The 17,897-nt window shown below is 60.7% G+C and carries 13 protein-coding genes and 4 tRNA genes; 3 read left to right on the forward strand and 14 right to left on the reverse strand.

Going from position 1 to position 17,897, the window contains the following annotated elements:
- Positions 1 to 14 precede the first annotated feature (14 nt).
- Entirely contained in the window at positions 15 to 3,311 is a 3,297-nt protein-coding gene (locus ATH90_RS18685) for an EAL domain-containing protein (protein WP_098466993.1), read from the forward strand.
- Here the strand turns inward: ATH90_RS18685 and ATH90_RS18690 are convergent.
- The 13 genes from ATH90_RS18690 to uvrB all read right to left on the reverse strand — a co-directional run bounded on the left by ATH90_RS18690 (position 3,308) and on the right by uvrB (position 15,034).
- Positions 3,308 to 5,017 (reverse strand): hypothetical protein, encoded by a 1,710-nt coding sequence (locus tag ATH90_RS18690; protein WP_244906014.1) that lies wholly within the window; start codon positions 5,015 to 5,017, stop codon positions 3,308 to 3,310. The two genes, ATH90_RS18685 and ATH90_RS18690, sit on opposite strands and share 4 nt — an antisense overlap.
- 299 nt (positions 5,018 to 5,316) lie before the next feature.
- The gene (locus tag ATH90_RS18695; RefSeq protein WP_244905990.1) at positions 5,317 to 6,267 is read right to left on the reverse strand and encodes a hypothetical protein; all 951 of its coding nucleotides are present in this window, start codon (positions 6,265 to 6,267) and stop codon (positions 5,317 to 5,319) included.
- A gap of 79 nt (positions 6,268 to 6,346) precedes the next feature.
- Entirely contained in the window at positions 6,347 to 7,093 is a 747-nt protein-coding gene (locus ATH90_RS18700; RefSeq protein ID WP_098466995.1) for a hypothetical protein, read from the reverse strand.
- Between the two features lie 495 nt (positions 7,094 to 7,588).
- Entirely contained in the window at positions 7,589 to 8,581 is a 993-nt protein-coding gene (locus tag ATH90_RS18705) for a tRNA dihydrouridine synthase (protein WP_034107617.1), read from the reverse strand.
- 55 nt (positions 8,582 to 8,636) lie between these two features.
- On the reverse strand, positions 8,637 to 9,071 hold the full coding sequence (locus ATH90_RS18710; protein WP_098466996.1) for an acyl-CoA thioesterase: 435 nt from the start codon (positions 9,069 to 9,071) through the stop codon (positions 8,637 to 8,639).
- Positions 9,072 to 9,111: 40 nt separating this feature from the next.
- Positions 9,112 to 9,945, reverse strand: a complete 834-nt coding sequence (locus ATH90_RS18715; RefSeq protein WP_034107621.1) for an alpha/beta hydrolase — start codon at positions 9,943 to 9,945, stop codon at positions 9,112 to 9,114.
- A gap of 15 nt (positions 9,946 to 9,960) precedes the next feature.
- Positions 9,961 to 10,500: a TetR/AcrR family transcriptional regulator gene (locus tag ATH90_RS18720; protein WP_034107623.1), complete on the reverse strand. Its 540-nt coding sequence runs from the start codon at positions 10,498 to 10,500 to the stop codon at positions 9,961 to 9,963.
- A gap of 180 nt (positions 10,501 to 10,680) precedes the next feature.
- Positions 10,681 to 10,756: transfer RNA gene (locus ATH90_RS18725), tRNA-Glu, on the reverse strand.
- Between the two features lie 79 nt (positions 10,757 to 10,835).
- Positions 10,836 to 10,911, reverse strand: a tRNA-Ala gene (locus tag ATH90_RS18730).
- Between the two features lie 50 nt (positions 10,912 to 10,961).
- Positions 10,962 to 11,037 (reverse strand) — tRNA-Glu (locus tag ATH90_RS18735).
- 78 nt (positions 11,038 to 11,115) lie between these two features.
- Positions 11,116 to 11,191, reverse strand: a tRNA-Ala gene (locus ATH90_RS18740).
- A gap of 147 nt (positions 11,192 to 11,338) precedes the next feature.
- On the reverse strand, positions 11,339 to 12,820 hold the full coding sequence (gltX, locus tag ATH90_RS18745; protein WP_025856465.1) for a glutamate--tRNA ligase: 1,482 nt from the start codon (positions 12,818 to 12,820) through the stop codon (positions 11,339 to 11,341).
- Positions 12,821 to 13,018: 198 nt separating this feature from the next.
- Positions 13,019 to 15,034: an excinuclease ABC subunit UvrB gene (gene uvrB, locus ATH90_RS18750; RefSeq protein WP_010209048.1), complete on the reverse strand. Its 2,016-nt coding sequence runs from the start codon at positions 15,032 to 15,034 to the stop codon at positions 13,019 to 13,021.
- 344 nt (positions 15,035 to 15,378) lie between these two features.
- Here uvrB and ATH90_RS18755 point away from each other — a divergent pair, with 344 nt between their 5' ends.
- A complete protein-coding gene (locus ATH90_RS18755) occupies positions 15,379 to 16,575 on the forward strand; it encodes an amino acid aminotransferase (protein WP_098466997.1) in 1,197 nt (398 codons plus the stop codon).
- A gap of 154 nt (positions 16,576 to 16,729) precedes the next feature.
- Positions 16,730 to 16,939, forward strand: a complete 210-nt coding sequence (locus ATH90_RS18760) for a hypothetical protein (protein ID WP_017847720.1) — start codon at positions 16,730 to 16,732, stop codon at positions 16,937 to 16,939.
- 34 nt (positions 16,940 to 16,973) lie between these two features.
- Here the strand turns inward: ATH90_RS18760 and ptrR are convergent, their stop codons facing one another.
- A complete protein-coding gene (gene ptrR / locus ATH90_RS18765) occupies positions 16,974 to 17,843 on the reverse strand; it encodes a putrescine utilization regulator PtrR (RefSeq protein ID WP_098466998.1) in 870 nt (289 codons plus the stop codon).
- Positions 17,844 to 17,897 lie beyond the last annotated feature (54 nt).

Here is a 17,897-nt window from a genome sequence, read left to right on the forward strand (position 1 = left end):
AAGGCCCTTTGATAATGCGCAACCCCGTCGACTCCGTGCCACCCCTGCCCCGCATTTACGCCCTGGACCCTCAAGAGGCGGAACAAAGCTGGGACAGCGCGCCGCAACTGCTGGCAGCGCTCAACGCTGCCCGGCTGGGCGCGTGGTGCTGGGAAATCGACACCGGCAGGATAAGCTGGTCGCGAGGTACCCAGGCGTTGTTCGGCTTCGATCCGCGCCAACCCTTACCCAAGGACCTGGACTACCTCGACCTGCTGGCGCCCCAGGACCGCGCCCGTGTGGTGCGCGCCTTTCACGCCGTTCTGGCGGGGGAGCCGTTCGAACAGGCCATGCATCACCATATCCAGTGGCCGGACGGCACCCACCACTGGCTGGAGATCAATGGCAGCCTCGCCCCCGATAAAGCCGGGCGGCGTCGCATGATCGGGGTGATCCGCGAGACCACTCGCCAGCGCGAACGGGAGCACGCCCTCAGCCACTCCGAAAAGCGCTTCGCCACCCTGTTTCACCTGTGCCCCAACATGGTCCTGCTGACCCGCCAGTCCGACGGTTTGATCAGCGAAGCCAACCAGTATTTCGAAATGCTCTTCGGTTGGCCGTTGGCCCATGCCATCGGCCGCACTACCCTGGACCTGGGCCTGTGGCGCCACCCCGAGCAGCGCGCGCAACTGGTCAAGGCCACCCAGCGCAAGCGCGAGCCCATCACCATGGAGGTGCAGTTTTGCGCCAGCAACGGCCAGATCCATGATGGCACCCTCAGCGCACAAAAAGTCGAATTGGAGGGCGAGGCCTACCTGATCAGTACGTTTCTGGACACCACCGAACGCAAAAACGCCGAGCAGGCCCTCAAGGACAGCCAGGAGCGACTCGACCTCGCACTGGACTCGGCGCAACTGGGCACCTGGGACTGGCACATCCCCACCGGCATGCTTTACGGCTCGGCGCGCGCCGCGCAACTGCACGGCTTGCCGGCGGAGCCGTTCCATGAGTCCTTCGACGCGTTCTTCGAGGGGATGCCCGATGAAGAGCGCGAAAGCATGCGCGATGCCTACCGCACGCTGCGCGAGGGCCCGGCCGGCAACTATCAGCTGACTTATCGCGTGCCGATGGAAGACGGCAGTTCACGCTACCTCGAAAGCCGCGCCCGCCTGTACCGCGATGAGCATGGCGCACCGCTGCGCATGGCCGGCACGCTGCTGGACATCACTGACCAGGTGGAACGCGAGCAACGCCTGACCGCCTCCGAAGAAAAATTCGCCAGCCTGTTCCAGGCTAGCCCACATCCGATCTGCGTGACCAACGTGGACAGCGGCGCGTTTATCGAGATCAACCCTGCCTTTACTCAGACGTTCGGCTGGACGGCCGACGAGGTGATCGATAAAAGCGCCGAGCAGATCGGTCTCTGGGATGAGTCGAGCAAACGCCTGGAGCGTATCGAGCGGGTGATCCGCGAACAGGCGCTGAGCAATGTGGCGGTCGTGGTGCATCACAAGAGCGGCCAGGCGCTGACCTGCGTGATTTCCAGCCGGTTGATCACCGTGGGCGACCAGCCGTGCATCGTCACCACCTTGCGCGACATCACCCAGCAGCAGCGCTCGGAAGCCGCGCTCAAGGCCAGCGAAGAGAAATTCGCCAAGGCCTTCCATTCCAGCCCCGACGCGATTTCCATCACCGAGCGCGATACCGGCCGTTATGTGGAGGTCAACGACGGCTTCTGCCGCCTGACCGGCTATCGTGCCGATGAAGCCAAAGGCCTGACCCTTTACCAGATCGGCATCTGGGCCGATGAAAACCAGCGCGCTGCACTGCTGGCCGAACTGCAGATCAAAGGCCGCATCCACCACCTGGAAATGCTCTGGCACAACAAGCGCGGCGAGTTGCTGGCGGTGGAAGTGTCGGTGGAGCCCATCACCCTGAATGAAACCCCGTGCCTGTTGCTGACCGCACGGGACGTGAGCCTGCTGAAAAACGCCCAGGCGCAGATCCGCCACCTGGCCTATCACGACCCACTGACCAACCTGCCCAACCGCGCCCTGTTGATGGACCGCCTGAGCCAGCAGATCGCCCTGCTCAAGCGTCACAACCTGCGCGGCGCGCTGCTGTTCCTCGACCTCGACCACTTCAAGCACATCAACGACTCCCTCGGCCATCCCGTGGGTGACACGGTGCTGAAGATCGTCACCGCCCGCCTGGAGGCCAGCGTGCGCATGGAAGACACCGTGGCACGCCTGGGGGGTGATGAGTTCGTGGTGCTGCTCAGCGGCCTGGATGGCACTCGCACCGAAGTCAGCGCCCAGGTACAGGAGCTGGCCGATACCTTGCGGGAATTGCTTTCGGAGCCGATGTTCCTCGATGGTCACCGCCTGCAGGTCACGCCAAGTATTGGCGTGGCGCTGATTCCCGATCACGGCTCTACGCCTGCGGACTTGCTCAAGCGTGCCGATATCGCCCTGTACCGCGCCAAGGATTCAGGGCGCAACACCACGCAGATGTTCCACCACAGCATGCAAAAAACCGCCAGCGAACGCCTGCGGATGGAGACCGACCTGCGCCTGGCCTTGTCGCGTGGAGAGTTCAGCGTGCATTACCAGCCGCAGGTGGATGCGCGTGGCAACCGGATTGTCGGCGCCGAAGCCCTGGTGCGCTGGCAGCATCCGCAACTGGGCGCGCAGTCGCCGTCCGAATTCATCAAGGTGCTCGAAGACAGCGGCTTGATCCTGGAAGTCGGCACCTGGATCCTTGATGAAGCCTGCGCGGCCTTTGAGCAATTGATCGCGGAAGGTTTGGTGGACCCGTTGAATTTCAGCCTGTGCGTGAACATCAGCCCTCGGCAGTTTCGCCAGAACGACTTCGTGGAACGGGTGGAGCGCAGCCTCAAGCAGCACCAGCTGCCGTTCAGCCTGCTGAAGCTGGAAATCACCGAGGGCATCGTTATTCAGAACCTGGACGACACCATCAGCAAGATGCGCCGCCTGAAAAAGCTGGGTGTGAGCTTTGCGATGGATGACTTCGGGACCGGCTACTCGTCGCTCACTTACCTCAAGCGCCTGCCGGTGGATGCGCTGAAGATCGACCAGTCCTTCGTGCGCGACGCCACCCATGACCCCAACGACGCCGAGATCATCCGCGCTATCGTCGCCATGGCCCGCAGCTTGAACCTGGAGGTGATTGCCGAAGGCGTGGAAACCCAGGACCAACTGGCCTTCCTGCAGGGCCTGGGCTGCCATCTGTACCAAGGGTATCTGCACAGCCGCCCGCTGCCCATGATCGGATTCAGGGAGCGCCTGCTCGCGGGCGACGGCCGGGCTTAAACCAGCTTGAGTGCGTCAACGCCCTGTTGCATCCAGCGCGAGCTTTTCAAGTCGCGCCTGGCGCCATACTCATCCAGCGCGCCCTCTACAACGACGACCGAATGCCAGGCGTCCGCCAGGGTGCCTGGCACGCCTGACGCCAGTTCCTGCACGCTGCTGGAGCGAGTAAAAGCGTACAAGCCAAGACGGCGCAATGACTCACCCGGACTTTCACCGTCGTTCAGCGTCTGCAGGGCGACGTCATAACCGGCAGCGGCGCGAAACTCATGGTTTTCCAGCTGGGCCCGCTTGGCGCTCGCCGCGTAAAGGAATACGGCATCAGCCACCAGACCTTTATCCGCACCACGGAAATTGGCCGCTGCACGGGCGATTTCCAGCTCGGCATGGGTGAGGTACACCGTGCAGTTGTCACGCATGGTGATGGTAAAACCCTTCGGCGTTTCAGTGACACGCTTGTAGATGCCGGTCGGGTTTTGCCCGTACTTCATCATCGCCGCCTTGATCGCCGACACCGTGACACAGTTGCCCTGCGCGCCTTGATAGAAACCCGACCAGATATTCACCGGCGGGACACCCACGGACGCCGCCGGGAACCGGGCAGGCCTGCCGCTGGCGGGGTCGACGGGCATATCGGCGGCAAGTTGGTAGCCATAGTCCTTGCCGACGGGCTCCGTCTGTCCATTGCGATGCTTGATCCCCTCCACCACCAGCGCGCCCGCCGTGTCAAAGGGGCTGATGACGCCAACGCTGCCGGGCTGGCGCAGCTGATCGGGTTGCACAAACCGCAGATAGCCCATCAGGCCCATGCCCTTCAACACGTTGTAAAGGTGCTCTGCGCGCAAGGTCTTCGATAACGCCGCATCAAACAGCATATTGCCTTCGACTTGCTTGCGCTTGGCAAAGGCCGCCAACATGAAATTGGCGGCGCAGATCATCGGCGCATCAGCACCGGTAAATCGCGTGGCTTTGGCAGTGAGCGCCAGCTCCTGCCTTGACAGCTTCACTTCAAAGCCATCTTTGAGGGTGACATTGTAACCGTCCGCCAGGGTCTCGATTTTTTCAAGCATGTCAGCGGGTGAACGACCAAACCTGAGCATCATCATCTTGATCACTGCGACATGGCTGCTCAAATCGACTACTTCGCCGAAATGCCGCAAGGGCGTGTTGAAGCCCTGCAAAACCTCGGAAGCCTGGGGACGCGAACGCGTCGTGGACGGGCCGGTGCTTGGCAAAACGTTCGCAGGGGCAGCAAGAGGTGGAACCCGATCCTGGATAACGCGGCGTTTTGGCGCGCTATCGTTCACCAGCACATACACGTAGTGGCTACGACCGGGTGAGCCCTCCCTGCCGAACTGGTGCGCCTTGCCCGCCTGAATAAGCTGCGAACCAAAGTCATAGCTGTCCGCCACCCCCACCCCGCCTTCGGCGATAACGTTTGCAGTGAAAACGCGCTGGAGATGCCCGGACATGCCCATGCCCTTGAACAGGTTGTAGGCGGTTTCACCCTGCAAGGACGTGGCCAGGACCGACTCGAAAGCAGGTCGATCACCAGCGCTGCCACTGCCCAACTGTTTGCGCTTGATGAACGCAGCCAGCGCGAAATGGGCACTGACCACTGCACCCTTGTCGTCGCCGGTAAACCGTGACGCAGTGGCTGCCTGTTGCAACTCCTGTGCGGAAAGATGCAGCCGGTAACCATCTTTCATGGTCACGGCATAGCCATCACCGCGGCCCTGTATATCGTCGAAAAAATCCGCAGGACGCGCTCCAAAAGTATGCATCACCAGCCTGATCACGGCACTGTGCGAGCTCGCATTGAAATACTCACCGAAACCACGCTCCGGGGCATCAAACGCTGGAATGCGAGAGGTGCCTGAAGGGATTGATAGCGGTGTGGCCATGGGGTTTGAGCGAGCGGAAGATCCAATCGCAGTACTCATATCGTTACCTGGCTATGAAATAGGTGGACGTGTTGGCGACCGTTAGTCCAGAGCAAGCGGCGTTGTCAGATCAACGCAATGGCTTGCCCGTTGGTGGGTCGGCCACCTTTGCGCCCGAAGATTTCTTCACTGCCCTCCACGACGGCCACCGAATGCCCGCGCCTGTTGACCATACCGATCAACGACTTATCGGCGAAGGCACGCACCGAAACGTGCCTCATGTAATCTTTTAACCCCAGTCGCTTGAAACCCTCTCCCGGCCCCCATTCATCCTCACCATCGTTAAGGCTTCTGATAGCGGCGTTGAAACTTCTTCTCGCCCACCCATCATTGTTTTCAATTTGCGCCCGCTTGGCAGAACACGCGAACAGGAAGTGTGCATCCTTGAGCATTTCCGGATCATTCAGCCCGACAAAGTTTGAACCACGAACAGCGCTATTCAACTCAGCGTGTGTCAGTTTCAATTCGAAACCATCGCGCATGACCACGTTATAACCCTCTGCAACTTTCTCGACAGACGTGTAGATATCCATGGGGCTTTGGCCAAACTTCATCATCGCCGCCTTGATGGCAGAAATGGTCACGCAATTACCATTTTTCCCTTGGCGAAAACCGTTCCAGATATTGTCGGGTTTTGCACCGTTACGTTTAGTGGACAGTTCAGACAGGGGCTCGCTTCGCTTATTGACCCGTGTTCGCGCGTGAGTGGGTAACACATGGGGCTGCGTGAGCGTTATATCGCTGCTTTTCGGGGCTGACGGGAGTCCACCTGTGAGCAACAGGGACTGCAACTGGCTGAATAACGTCATGAACAGGTTGACCAGGCGCCCCATCAAGGCCGCAGGGTCTGCGTTATCGCCGGCCCTTTCGGACTTGGCGCCTAGGCGTGCAGCCTGTGTTTCAGTGCTGGATGTGTGCGGGCCTACAGTCTCCAACGACGCAGGCGCTGAATACGCTGACACCTGGCAAGGATCAACGACCGGCTGTGCAAAACGGTTTTGGCTTATCGATAACATGCGTCAAACCTCTTTGAGTACTCCCTGGCCGCGCGGGTCAAGGAGCGAACTGGGTATTCAATGCCTCAAGACCGCAAGCTCAAAAGCGCGAACGAAGACTGGGCCTCGCGGCTCGGGGGTTACCTGAAAGGCCCCCGGAGTGCCTATTGAAATCATCCGTTTCATGAGGCGCGGGACGGGAAAGGTCCGGAGTGGGCCGGGTATCAGATTGAAGATCCAACGGCGTCAGCGTGAGCGGTGGCTGCGGCGATGGTTGCGAATCGACCTTTAGAGCGGGCTGGGCCTGTGGCGCAACGCCTTCATCGGTATGTGGGCAGTGACAAGTCTGGACCTGCACCGTCACGTTGATATCAGGCGTCAGCTGGGTATTGAGCTTGCCGCCAGGGGCGAGGGTTACCTGGGCGCTCCCATCCGACACGCGCCTCTGCACGCCCGGCCTCACCTGTGGCTGGTTATCGACGCTGGACATCACTTGGGGCTGTGCGTCTGCATCCGGGGCAACCTTGGCGTCAGGCCCAGGCGTCACCGGGTGCTGAGCCTCCAGCTCACCGGCCAACGGGGGAAGCCGCCCCATACCGGCAAGCAGGCTACGCATCGCCTTGACCGCGAACTCAAACAGGGCAAATAACTTTTCCAGGGATTCCTTATTCACGCTCACCGTATGTTCTGTTGACGCTGGACGTCCGTCTTTTAGAGACGTATTCAAATTGCCCACCGAAGCGGACGGCGCCCCCTCAAGCGACTTATTCACCCGCACAGAGGAGTGACCAAGTTGCGCGTAGTCTGTACTTCCGGGCATGAACTGCTGACGCGATACATTAGGCATATTGTTATTCCTTAAACGGTACCCGCCCCCACCGTTGCGGAAGAGGGGCACTGATTGACTCGAAGTTAGAAACATCGGTGAGTTCGACAAACTCGCTAGATTCGTGGGACTTAACCGCGATGAGTTCCGAAGATTCGCAGTTCACATAAGGAAACTAAAATGACCGGCTGAGAGTTTTCCCATGGACATTCAATGAATCACCGAGGCGCGACGTCAACATTCGCCCAACGAGTGCACATACCAGGTAACACCTCGGGAACAAAGCAACGTGAAGAAAACAATAACCCGATCGAATTCATAGAACTTATGGTATTTGACGCGCCCGCTGTTAATTGCACTGCCACCTTGCGCCCAACACCTTGAACTTCGTCGCCATCCACTCAGTGCCCTACGTTTCGAAAGACAGTCCGACTCTCGGTTGGTTATGTCTCAACGTATCTTTTCAGACAAAAAAAAGGCGCCTTTCGGCGCCCGTTACAGCAACAGGTGAAGCACTTATAGCGCGTGAGCCTGACGGTGCAATGCCACCGACTCTTCGCTCTGGCTGGGCATACCCAGCAAACGTCCGACCTGCTCCAGGTCGGTCTCCCGACGCATCAGGGTAAATAACTCCACCGCTTCGGGGTAATTGCGCGTGAGCATCGCCAGCCATTGCTTCAAGCGCCCGGGCGCTTGACGCTCGGTCAGTTGCGCCACTGACTGGGCCCAGAAATCCTGGAGCATGGGCTGCATCTCGGCCCAGGTCATCTCAACCACCTCCTCACCCGCCCGCGCCGCCGCAATCTGCCGCGCCAGGTCCGGCCGCGCAACCAGGCCACGGCCGAGCATGATGTCTTCGACGCCACTGATCTCGCGACACCGCTTCCAGTCTTCGACGCTCCAGATATCGCCATTGGCGAACACCGGCACCTTGACCACGTCCTGGACGCGCGGGATCCATTCCCAGTGGGCCGGCGGCTTGTAGCCATCGGCCTTGGTACGGGCATGCACCACGATATGCGCCGCACCACCTTCGGCCAGCGCCGTGGCGCACACCAGGGCGCCGTCCGGGCTATCGAAGCCCAGGCGCATCTTGGCCGTGACCGGGATGTGGGCCGGCACGGCGCGGCGTACGTGCTCGACGATCTGGTTGAGCAGCTCCGGCTCCTTGAGCAGCACCGCCCCGCCCCGGGACTTATTGACGGTCTTGGCTGGGCAGCCGAAATTGAGGTCGATGACTTGCGAACCCAGCTCACAGGCCAGCGCGGCGTTTTCCGCCAGGCATACCGGGTCGGAACCGAGCAGTTGAACACGCAGCGGTACACCGGCGGCGGTGTGAGCACCGTGCAGCAATTCGGGGGCAAGCTTGTGGAAGTACGCCGGGGTGAGCAGGCGGTCGTTGACGCGGATGAACTCGGTCACGCACCAGTCGATACCGCCGACACGGGTCAGCACGTCCCGCAGGATGTTGTCGACCAACCCCTCCATGGGCGCCAAAGCAATTTGCATGGAAAACACTCAACAAAAATCGTGGCGCAGTTTACTGGGTTTCCTACGGCAACCGTTAACCCCCCGTCAGGGCAGGGCCGTAACCGTCGAGAAACTCGGCGGGCATGCGCTTGGGCTTGCCGCTGGACAGTTCGATGCAGACAAACGTGGTTTGCGCACGCAGCAAGGTGACACCGTCGCGGGGGCGAAGCAGCTGGAAGCGCCGGGTCATCTTCAGGCGCTGGTCCCAGTCGACGATCCAGGTGGCCAGTTGCAGCTCGTCGCCTTCATAGCCTGCGGCCAGGTAGTCGATCTCGTGCCGCACCACGGCCATTGCGCGATCCAGGCGGCGATACTCGGTGAGGTCCAGGCCCAGGCGCTGGGAGTGCCGCCAGGCGCAGCGCTCCAGCCAGGATACGTACACCGCGTTATTGGCGTGTCCCAGGCCGTCGATGTCTTCAGGTGCAACCTGCAGATCAATGATAAACGGCGTTGCCATATCCCAGCCCATGCCTTGCTCCCAGTCGATTAATGTCGGCGGGGAGAGTGTATCAGGCGGTTTGCCGCTCCTGTAGACGACGGCCGGCCAGCAGCGCCAGCACGGCGTCGACCACACGCGGATCGGCCAGCACTTTCTGGTGACCACCCTGCTCCAGGCGCAGCAGGCGACTGTCGAACCAGGCTTCATGGATGGCTTGGGATGCCTTGACCGGAACGAACGTATCGTCCTCGGCATGCACGATCAGGCCGGGGATATTCATCTGGTAGTGAGCGACGTCCAAGTGCTTGAGGGGCATCCCGAAGGCCATCTCGACTTCCTGGATAAACGCCGAGCGCGCGCGCGCCGGCAAACCGACCATCCTGGTAAAGCCACGCAGCACATCGAGAAAGCGCGAAGGCGCGGCGATGCTCACCAACGCTTCGGTACGCAGGCCCAACTGCACCGCCAGCATCGCACTGGCACCGCCCATGGAATGGCCGATCACAGCGTGCAGCGGCGGCAACTCGGCGGCCGCCTCAAGCATGGCGCGCGCAAACAGCAGCACATGGGCTTCACGCCCCGGCGACCGGCCATGGGCGGGACCGTCCAGGGCTATCACCGAGTAACCGTTAGCGACCAACGCCGTGATCAGACTGGCGAACTGCGTGGGCCGGCCTTCCCACCCGTGCATCAACAACACCGCAGGTCCCTGCCCCCAGCGCAAGGCGGACAAACCGAAGCGCAAGGTGATGCGCTCCGATTGCGCCAGCAGCGGCAACTCCCAGTCGCGCGGCGGCAAGTCGCGTGGCGTCATGAAGGCGCGACGCATCCGGCTGGCCACCGTTTGCGGTGCCAGGTGCCCCATAGTGCCGTTGAAGCGACGAATCCAGGTCAGCGTGCCCATGATGCAGCCCTCTTCCTAGCGCACGGCCGATTTGGCAGCGCGCAGCACACGGTCAGACAATTCCCCCGGCCCTAACGCGCGAGCCAAGGACAGGCCACCGATCATCAGCGCCATGTCAGCCAGCGCTTTGTCGGTGTCCTCGGGGCTGGCAGCCAATTGGGCCGCCATCAGTTCGCAGTGCTCATTCAGTGCCTGGCGAAACGTTTCCGGTAGACGGCTCATCTCGCCGACGGTCGCCGGGATCGGGCAAGCCTGGGCGGTTGAGTCACGGTGCTTGCGCGACAGGTAGAAGGCCGCCACCAGGCTTCTGCGCTCTTCTCCCGTCAGCTGTGAATCCATGTCGTCAATCGACGCACGACGCTTGGCCAGCAGCTGAGTGAAGGCCTCCAGCATCAGCGCGTCCTTGCTTTCAAAGTGGGCGTAGAAACCACCGACGGTCAGCCCCGCCGCCCCCATGACTTCCCCCACACTCGGCTCGGCCGGGCCGCGCTGGATCAACGCCGCGCTGGCGGCCTGCAGAATACGTTCGCGGGTTTGCGCTTTTTTATCGCTCATCATTGCCTCCGTCGTTCATGGGTTGAATATTATTACCATAATAATATTTCGCAAGCGACAGGCACGACCGTTGGTCAGAAGAGAAAAGGAATCAAAGGGAGGATTGGCCAAACGCCAGACAAACAAAAGGGCCATTCAATAATTGAATGACCCTTAAAAATCCCGCAGAGCGGGTAATCGTGGCGTCCCCTAGGGGACTCGAACCCCTGTTACCGCCGTGAAAGGGCGGTGTCCTAGGCCACTAGACGAAGGGGACACAAACCTTCTATACAACTGATCAGCGCTGAGGACTGATCGATTCAAGGACGGTGTGGCCAGACCTTGAACCTGTAAATTGGTGGAGCTAAACGGGATCGAACCGTTGACCTCTTGCATGCCATGCAAGCGCTCTCCCAGCTGAGCTATAGCCCCGGATTTTTCGTCTCGCGACGCAGCAGACCTTTCGAGCTGCTTGTTGAAACTGGCGTCCCCTAGGGGACTCGAACCCCTGTTACCGCCGTGAAAGGGCGGTGTCCTAGGCCACTAGACGAAGGGGACAAAACCTTCTGTACAGCTGATCAGGGCTGAGACCTGATCAATTCAAGGACGGTGTGGCCAGACCTTGAACGTGTAAATTGGTGGAGCTAAACGGGATCGAACCGTTGACCTCTTGCATGCCATGCAAGCGCTCTCCCAGCTGAGCTATAGCCCCTCATCGGTGAGGACGGGGCGAATCTTAATGGCGGTTTGGAAACGTGTCAAATTTATTTTCAACAATTTCCAAAATTTTTTGCCGGGATAACAATCACTTACCGTTCAAACCCCGGAAAACCGGGGTTTGACCGTTACAACGGCTGAGTCAGGCAATCGCGCCCAGCAGCTTTTCCCACTCTTTGTTTTCTTTCTTCGACACACCACCAAGCAAATCAAGGGCTTGGCGCAGACGGAAACGCGTCAGGTCCGGGCCCAGGATTTCCATCGCATCGAGCACCGACACCGAACTGGCCTGCCCGGTGATCGCGGCAAACATCAACGGCATCGCGTCGCGCAACTTCAGCTCCAAGGACTCCACCACTGCCTGGATCGTTGCAGTGATCGCATCCTTCTCCCACTGGCGAAGGCTTTCCAGCTTCCACAGGATCAACTGCATCAACTGGCGAACCTGGTCGCCCGAGAGCTTCTTGGATTCAAACAGCTTGGGATCCGGGTTGACGCCCCCGGCAAAGAAGAAGCTGGCCAACGGTGCGACCTGGCTGAACGTCTCTACCCTGCCCTGCACCAGCGGCGCGATCTTCATCATGTACTCAGGGTTCAACGCCCACTGTTGGACACGGCTGGCGAACTCCTCGACCGGCAGGTCACGCAACCACTGGCCGTTGAGCCACGACAGCTTCTCGATGTCGAAGATCGGCCCGCCCAGGGACACGCGCGACAGGTCGAAGTTGTCGACCATTTCCTGCAGCGAGAACTTCTCGCGCTCGTCCGGCATCGACCAGCCCATGCGCCCCAGGTAGTTGAGCATCGCCTCAGGCATGAAGCCCATGCGCTCGTAGAACGTCACCGACGTCGGGTTCTTGCGCTTGGACAGCTTGCTCTTGTCCGGGTTACGCAGCAGCGGCATGTAGCACAGCTGCGGCTGTTCCCAACCAAAATACTCGTAGAGCAGGATCAGCTTGGGTGCCGAGGGCAGCCATTCTTCGCCGCGCAGCACGTGGGTGATGCCCATCAAGTGGTCGTCGACCACGTTGGCGAGGAAGTACGTCGGCAGGCCGTCGGTCTTCATCAGTACTTGCATGTCCATGCGGTCCCACGGGATCTCGACGTCACCGCGCAGCATGTCCGGCACCACGCACACGCCTTCGCTTGGCACTTTCATGCGAATCACGTGAGGCTCGCCAGCGGCCAGGCGACGGGCCACTTCTTCCTTCGACAGCAGCAGTGCACGGCCGTCGTAGCGCGGGGTTTCGCCACGGGCCTGTTGCTCGGCACGCATCTGGTCCAGCTCTTCTGCGGTGCAGAAACAAGGGAACGCGTGGCCCATGTCGACCAGTTGCTGGGTGTACTGCTTGTAGATGTCGCTGCGCTCGCTCTGGCGATACGGGCCGTGCGGGCCGCCGACGTCCGGGCCTTCCGCCCAGGTAATGCCCAGCCAGCGCAAGGCATCGAAAATCTGCTGTTCCGACTCGCGGGTGGAGCGCAATTGGTCGGTGTCTTCGATCCGCAGGATGAATTCACCGCCGTGCTGCTTGGCAAAGCAGTAGTTGAACAAGGCGATGTAAGCAGTGCCGACGTGGGGATCCCCAGTAGGCGATGGCGCGATGCGCGTGCGGACGGTGGTCATGGCAGGTCTCGAATGGGCGATAAAACTGAAAATTGAAACAAGGGGCGAATGGTAACACCAGCTTGGGTGATTCTGGCAGACCGAGGTGCCTGCATTCGCGAGCAAGCCCGCTCCCACACTCCATCGCATTCCCTGGTAGGGAATCAGTCAAGGTGGGGGCGGGCTTGCTCGCAAAGAGGCCATCACTGCCTCTACCAATCAAACAGCCAGCAACCGCTCGCGCAACTTACCAATCTCGTCCCGCGTCTGCGCTGCCGCCTCGAACTCAAGATCCCGCGCCAACTGGTACATCTTCTCTTCCAGTTGTCGAATCCGCTTGGTGATCTCACTCGGCGAGCGCAGTTCGTTCTCGTACTTGGCGCTTTCCTCGGCAGCCTTGGCCATGCCCTTGCGCTTCTTGCTGCGCGAGCCCGGCACGGTGGCGCCTTCCATGATGTCGGCAACGTCCTTGAACACGCCTTTCGGAGTGATGCCGTTTTCCAGGTTGAAGGCAATCTGCTTGTCGCGACGCCGTTGGGTCTCGCCAATTGCCCGCTCCATGGAGCCGGTAATGCGGTCCGCGTAGAGAATCGCCCGGCCATTGAGGTTACGCGCGGCACGGCCGATAGTCTGGATCAGCGAACGCTCGGAGCGCAGGAAGCCTTCTTTATCGGCATCGAGGATGGCCACCAGGGACACTTCGGGCATGTCCAGGCCTTCGCGCAGCAGGTTGATCCCCACCAACACATCGAAGGTGCCCAGGCGCAGGTCGCGGATGATTTCCACCCGTTCCACAGTGTCGATGTCCGAGTGCAGGTAACGGACGCGCACGCCGTGGTCGGCGAGGTAGTCAGTCAAGTCTTCGGACATGCGCTTGGTCAGCGTGGTGACCAGCACCCGCTCCTCCAGCGCCACGCGCTTGGTGATTTCCGAGAGCAAGTCGTCGACCTGGGTCAGCGCCGGGCGGATTTCAATTTCCGGGTCGACCAGGCCCGTCGGGCGCACCAGTTGCTCGATCACGCGGCCGGCATGCTCGGCCTCGTAGTTGCCCGGCGTGGCCGAGACAAAAATGGTCTGCGGGCTGATGGCTTCCCACTCATCAAAGCGCATCGGCCGGTTATCCAGCGCCGACGGCAGGCGGAAACCGTATTCCACCAAGGTTTCCTTGCGCGAACGGTCGCCCTTATACATCGCGCCCACCTGCGGCACGCTGACGTGGGACTCGTCGATCACCAGCAACGCGTCGGGCGGCAGGTAATCGTAGAGGGTCGGCGGTGGCGCGCCGGATTCACGGCCCGACAGGTAGCGCGAGTAGTTTTCGATACCGTTGCAATACCCCAGCTCCAGGATCATCTCCAGGTCAAAGCGGGTGCGCTGCTCCAGGCGCTGGGCCTCCACCAGCTTGTTGTTGGAACGCAGGTACTCCAGGCGCTCGGCCAACTCGACCTTGATGCCCTCGATGGCGCCCATCAGGGTTTCGCGCGGGGTCACATAGTGGCTTTTCGGGTAAAAGGTGAAGCGCGGCAACTTGCGGATCACCTCGCCGGTCAACGGGTCGAAGGCCGACAGGCTCTCGACTTCATCGTCGAACAGCTCGATGCGGATCGCTTCCAGGTCCGATTCCGCCGGGTAGATGTCGATGACATCGCCGCGCACGCGGAAAGTGGCACGGGCGAAGTCCATGTCGTTGCGGGTGTACTGCAGGCTCGTCAGCCGGCGCAATAGCTCGCGCTGGTCGAGTTTGTCGCCGCGATCGACGTGCAGCACCATCTTCAGATAGGTTTCCGGGCTGCCCAGGCCGTAGATGCACGACACCGTGGTGACGATGATCGCATCCTTGCGCTCCAGCAACGCCTTGGTCGCCGACAGTCGCATCTGCTCGATGTGGTCGTTGATCGAGGCATCCTTCTCGATAAAGGTATCGGAGGACGGAACATACGCTTCGGGCTGGTAGTAGTCGTAGTAGGAAACGAAATACTCCACCGCGTTGTTCGGGAAGAACGCCTTGAACTCGCCATAGAGCTGCGCCGCCAGCGTCTTGTTCGGTGCCAGCACCAGGGTAGGACGATTGATCTGCGCAATCACGTTGGCGATGCTGAAGGTCTTGCCCGAACCGGTCACCCCGAGCAGCGTCTGGTGGGCCAGGCCGGCTTCGATGCCCTCGACCATCTGACGAATGGCTTCTGGCTGATCGCCAGCGGGTTCAAAGCGGGTGACGAGTTGGAAATCCGACATAACGTACCTCGTGTAGTCACCCCCAGACTGTAAACCCGTCGAGGACGAAATAGACCACCACCCGCGAAGATTCAAAGCGGGCCGTAGGAAAAAACCATGATAGCCATAGAAGTGGTGGCGAATGTGACGGGTTTCAAGGCAATCGTCCCACCTGCCGTCCAGGATCAATGTTGCAATAAGACTAACGGTCGGCAAATAAACCGAAAAACTTGGCCGAAAAGCCGTTTCGGCTGTCGCCCTTGGCGGTGATGGCCTCTATACTAGCTCCCCGTTTGTGCACCGCTCTAGTGCATTCGGCTGGAGCGCGACACGTCCCTCCCTTCCCCCATAGAGCTGCCGCAAAAATGAGCCTGTTCTCCGCTGTCGAAATGGCACCACGCGATCCTATCCTGGGCCTCAACGAAGCATTCAACGCCGACACACGAACCACCAAGGTCAACCTTGGCGTGGGCGTTTACTGCAACGAGGAGGGGAAGATTCCACTCTTGCGTGCCGTTGCCGAAGCGGAAGCCATTCGCGTGGCGCAACATGCCGCCCGTGGCTACTTGCCGATCGACGGCATCGCGGCCTACGACAAGGCCGTACAGACCCTGCTGTTCGGTGCTGAGTCGCCCCTGCTCGAAGCCAGCCGCGTCGTTACCGTACAGGCGGTAGGTGGCACTGGCGCGCTGAAGATCGGCGCCGACTTCCTCAAGCAGCTGCTGCCAGACGCCGTCGTCGCCATCAGTGACCCGAGCTGGGAAAACCACCGCGCCCTGTTCGAAACCGCCGGTTTCCCGGTGCAGAACTACCGCTACTACGACGCCGCTACCCACGATGTAAACCGTGCCGGCCTGCTCGAAGACCTCAACGCCCTGCCGCCACAGTCCATCGTGGTACTGCACGCCTGCTGCCACAACCCGACCGGCGTCGACCTGAGCCCGGCCGACTGGCAGAACGTGCTGGACGTGGTCAAGGCCAAGAACCTGGTGCCGTTCCTCGACATGGCCTACCAGGGCTTTGGCGACGGCATCCACGAAGACGCCGCAGCGGTTCGCCTGTTCGCTGAGTCGGGCCTGACCTTTTTTGTGTCCAGCTCGTTCTCCAAGTCGTTTTCCCTGTACGGCGAGCGCGTAGGCGCACTGTCGATCGTCAGCGAGTCCAAGGAAGAAAGCGCGCGCATCCTGTCCCAGGTCAAGCGCGTGATCCGCACCAACTACTCCAACCCGCCGACCCACGGCGCGGCCATCGTGGCCGCCGTGTTGAACAACCCTGAGCTGCGCGCCCAGTGGGAAGCCGAACTGGCTGAAATGCGCCTGCGCATCCGTGGCATGCGCGAGCAGATGGTAGCCGAACTGGCCAAGGCTGCTCCGGACCACGACTTCAGCTTCGTCGGCCGCCAGCGCGGGATGTTCTCCTACTCCGGCCTGACGGTTGAGCAAGTCACCCGCTTGCGCAGCGAGTTCGGCATCTACGCGCTGGATACCGGGCGTATCTGCGTGGCAGCGTTGAACCAGTCGAACATTGGTGCAGTCACAAAGGCGATTGTCCAGGTGCTGTAAGCCTGGCGGCGCTGCGGAAAGGGAAGCCACGGCTTCCCTTTTTTTATGCCTGTCGGAAAACGCCCCGCTCCCCTAGACTGAATTCAAACGACGATCCTGTAGGAGCCGGGCTCCTACAGATAGAGTGTTCCGCCATTATCCCTATGAGTAACCTATGAGAAACGACGACCTGGACCTGCGTGCCGACCGCGACGAGCTGGACCACTTCACCCCACGCGCACCGCAAGCCAAGCGCCAGAAGAGCCTGGTGCTGCAAGTGGCCCTGGGGGTGTTTCTCGGTGGCCTGGCCTTGTGGCTGGTGCAACTGGGCGCGACGGCAATCATGGCAAAACTGGCAATGGGTACCCTGCAATTTGGCGGCTGACAACGCCTCCCTGCAGGCGTTGGCTGGCCAGCGCCTACAGGGGAGTGACACGCTCTTCGAGCAACTTCACAAAACAGTTCAAACTCTGCGACACCGTCCCCCGCCGCCAGATCAGCCAGGTATTCAAGATCCGGAAGTTATCCGTCAGCGGCCACACACTCACTGCCGCGAACCCCGGCATGTTCTCCAGCATGCTGCGCGGCATCAGCGCCAGCCCCGCCCCGGCGCTGACGCACGCAAGCATGCCGTGATAGGACTCGATCTCGAAGATCTTGCCCGGTACCGCGCTGTCCTGTGAAAACCAGCGCTCAAAGTGATGCCGGTACGAGCAGTTGGAGCGAAAGGTGTAGATGTTCTCGCCATTCACATCCTGGCCGCGGTTGATCGGCGCGTGATGCAGCGGCGCAATCACCACCATTTCCTCTTCAAACACCGCCACGCCTTCCAGGGTGGAATGCAGCACCGGCCCGTCGACAAAGGCCGCCGTCAGCCGCCCCGACAAGACACCTTCGATCATGGTGCCCGAGGGCCCGGTGCTCAGGTCCAGCTCGACCTTGGCGTGCTTCTGGTTATACGCCGCCAGCAACGCAGGTATGCGCACGGCAGCGGTGCTCTCCAGCGAACCAAGGGCAAACGCGCCCTGAGGCTCCTCCCCCGCCACCGTCGCCCGGGCTTCCTGCACCAGGTCGAGGATACGCCGCGCGTAGCTGAGGAAATTCCACCCGGCCGGTGACAGGCGCAGGCGGCTTTTCTCGCGGATAAACAAGTCTACGCCCAGGTCCTGCTCAAGCTGCTTGATCCGCGTGGTGAGGTTCGACGGCACCCGATGAATCAACTGCGCGGCGGCGCTGATGCTGCCTTGCTCGGCAACGGCCTTGAAGATTTCCAGCTGCACCAGATCCAAGTCATTCTCCAATTGTGAATGTATTGCTTAATATTATTCAGTTTCCAGAAAAGA

It is taken from the genome of Pseudomonas lurida, from assembly GCF_002563895.1.
Lineage (GTDB): Bacteria > Pseudomonadota > Gammaproteobacteria > Pseudomonadales > Pseudomonadaceae > Aquipseudomonas > Aquipseudomonas lurida.

What these genes read in the sequence shown, in the direction of transcription:
- ATH90_RS18685 (WP_098466993.1), top strand. Translation starts at nt 15, where the DNA reads ATGCGCAACCCCGTCGACTCCGTGCCACCCCTGCCCCGCATTTACGCC.
- ATH90_RS18690 (WP_244906014.1), bottom strand. Translation starts at nt 5,017, where the DNA reads ATGAAAGATGGTTACCGGCTGCATCTTTCCGCACAGGAGTTGCAACAG.
- ATH90_RS18695 (WP_244905990.1), bottom strand. Translation starts at nt 6,267, where the DNA reads ATGTTATCGATAAGCCAAAACCGTTTTGCACAGCCGGTCGTTGATCCT.
- ATH90_RS18700 (WP_098466995.1), bottom strand. Translation starts at nt 7,093, where the DNA reads ATGCCTAATGTATCGCGTCAGCAGTTCATGCCCGGAAGTACAGACTAC.
- ATH90_RS18705 (WP_034107617.1), bottom strand. Translation starts at nt 8,581, where the DNA reads ATGCAAATTGCTTTGGCGCCCATGGAGGGGTTGGTCGACAACATCCTG.
- ATH90_RS18710 (WP_098466996.1), bottom strand. Translation starts at nt 9,071, where the DNA reads ATGGGCTGGGATATGGCAACGCCGTTTATCATTGATCTGCAGGTTGCA.
- ATH90_RS18715 (WP_034107621.1), bottom strand. Translation starts at nt 9,945, where the DNA reads ATGGGCACGCTGACCTGGATTCGTCGCTTCAACGGCACTATGGGGCAC.
- ATH90_RS18720 (WP_034107623.1), bottom strand. Translation starts at nt 10,500, where the DNA reads ATGAGCGATAAAAAAGCGCAAACCCGCGAACGTATTCTGCAGGCCGCC.
- gltX (WP_025856465.1), bottom strand. Translation starts at nt 12,820, where the DNA reads ATGACCACCGTCCGCACGCGCATCGCGCCATCGCCTACTGGGGATCCC.
- uvrB (WP_010209048.1), bottom strand. Translation starts at nt 15,034, where the DNA reads ATGTCGGATTTCCAACTCGTCACCCGCTTTGAACCCGCTGGCGATCAG.
- ATH90_RS18755 (WP_098466997.1), top strand. Translation starts at nt 15,379, where the DNA reads ATGAGCCTGTTCTCCGCTGTCGAAATGGCACCACGCGATCCTATCCTG.
- ATH90_RS18760 (WP_017847720.1), top strand. Translation starts at nt 16,730, where the DNA reads ATGAGAAACGACGACCTGGACCTGCGTGCCGACCGCGACGAGCTGGAC.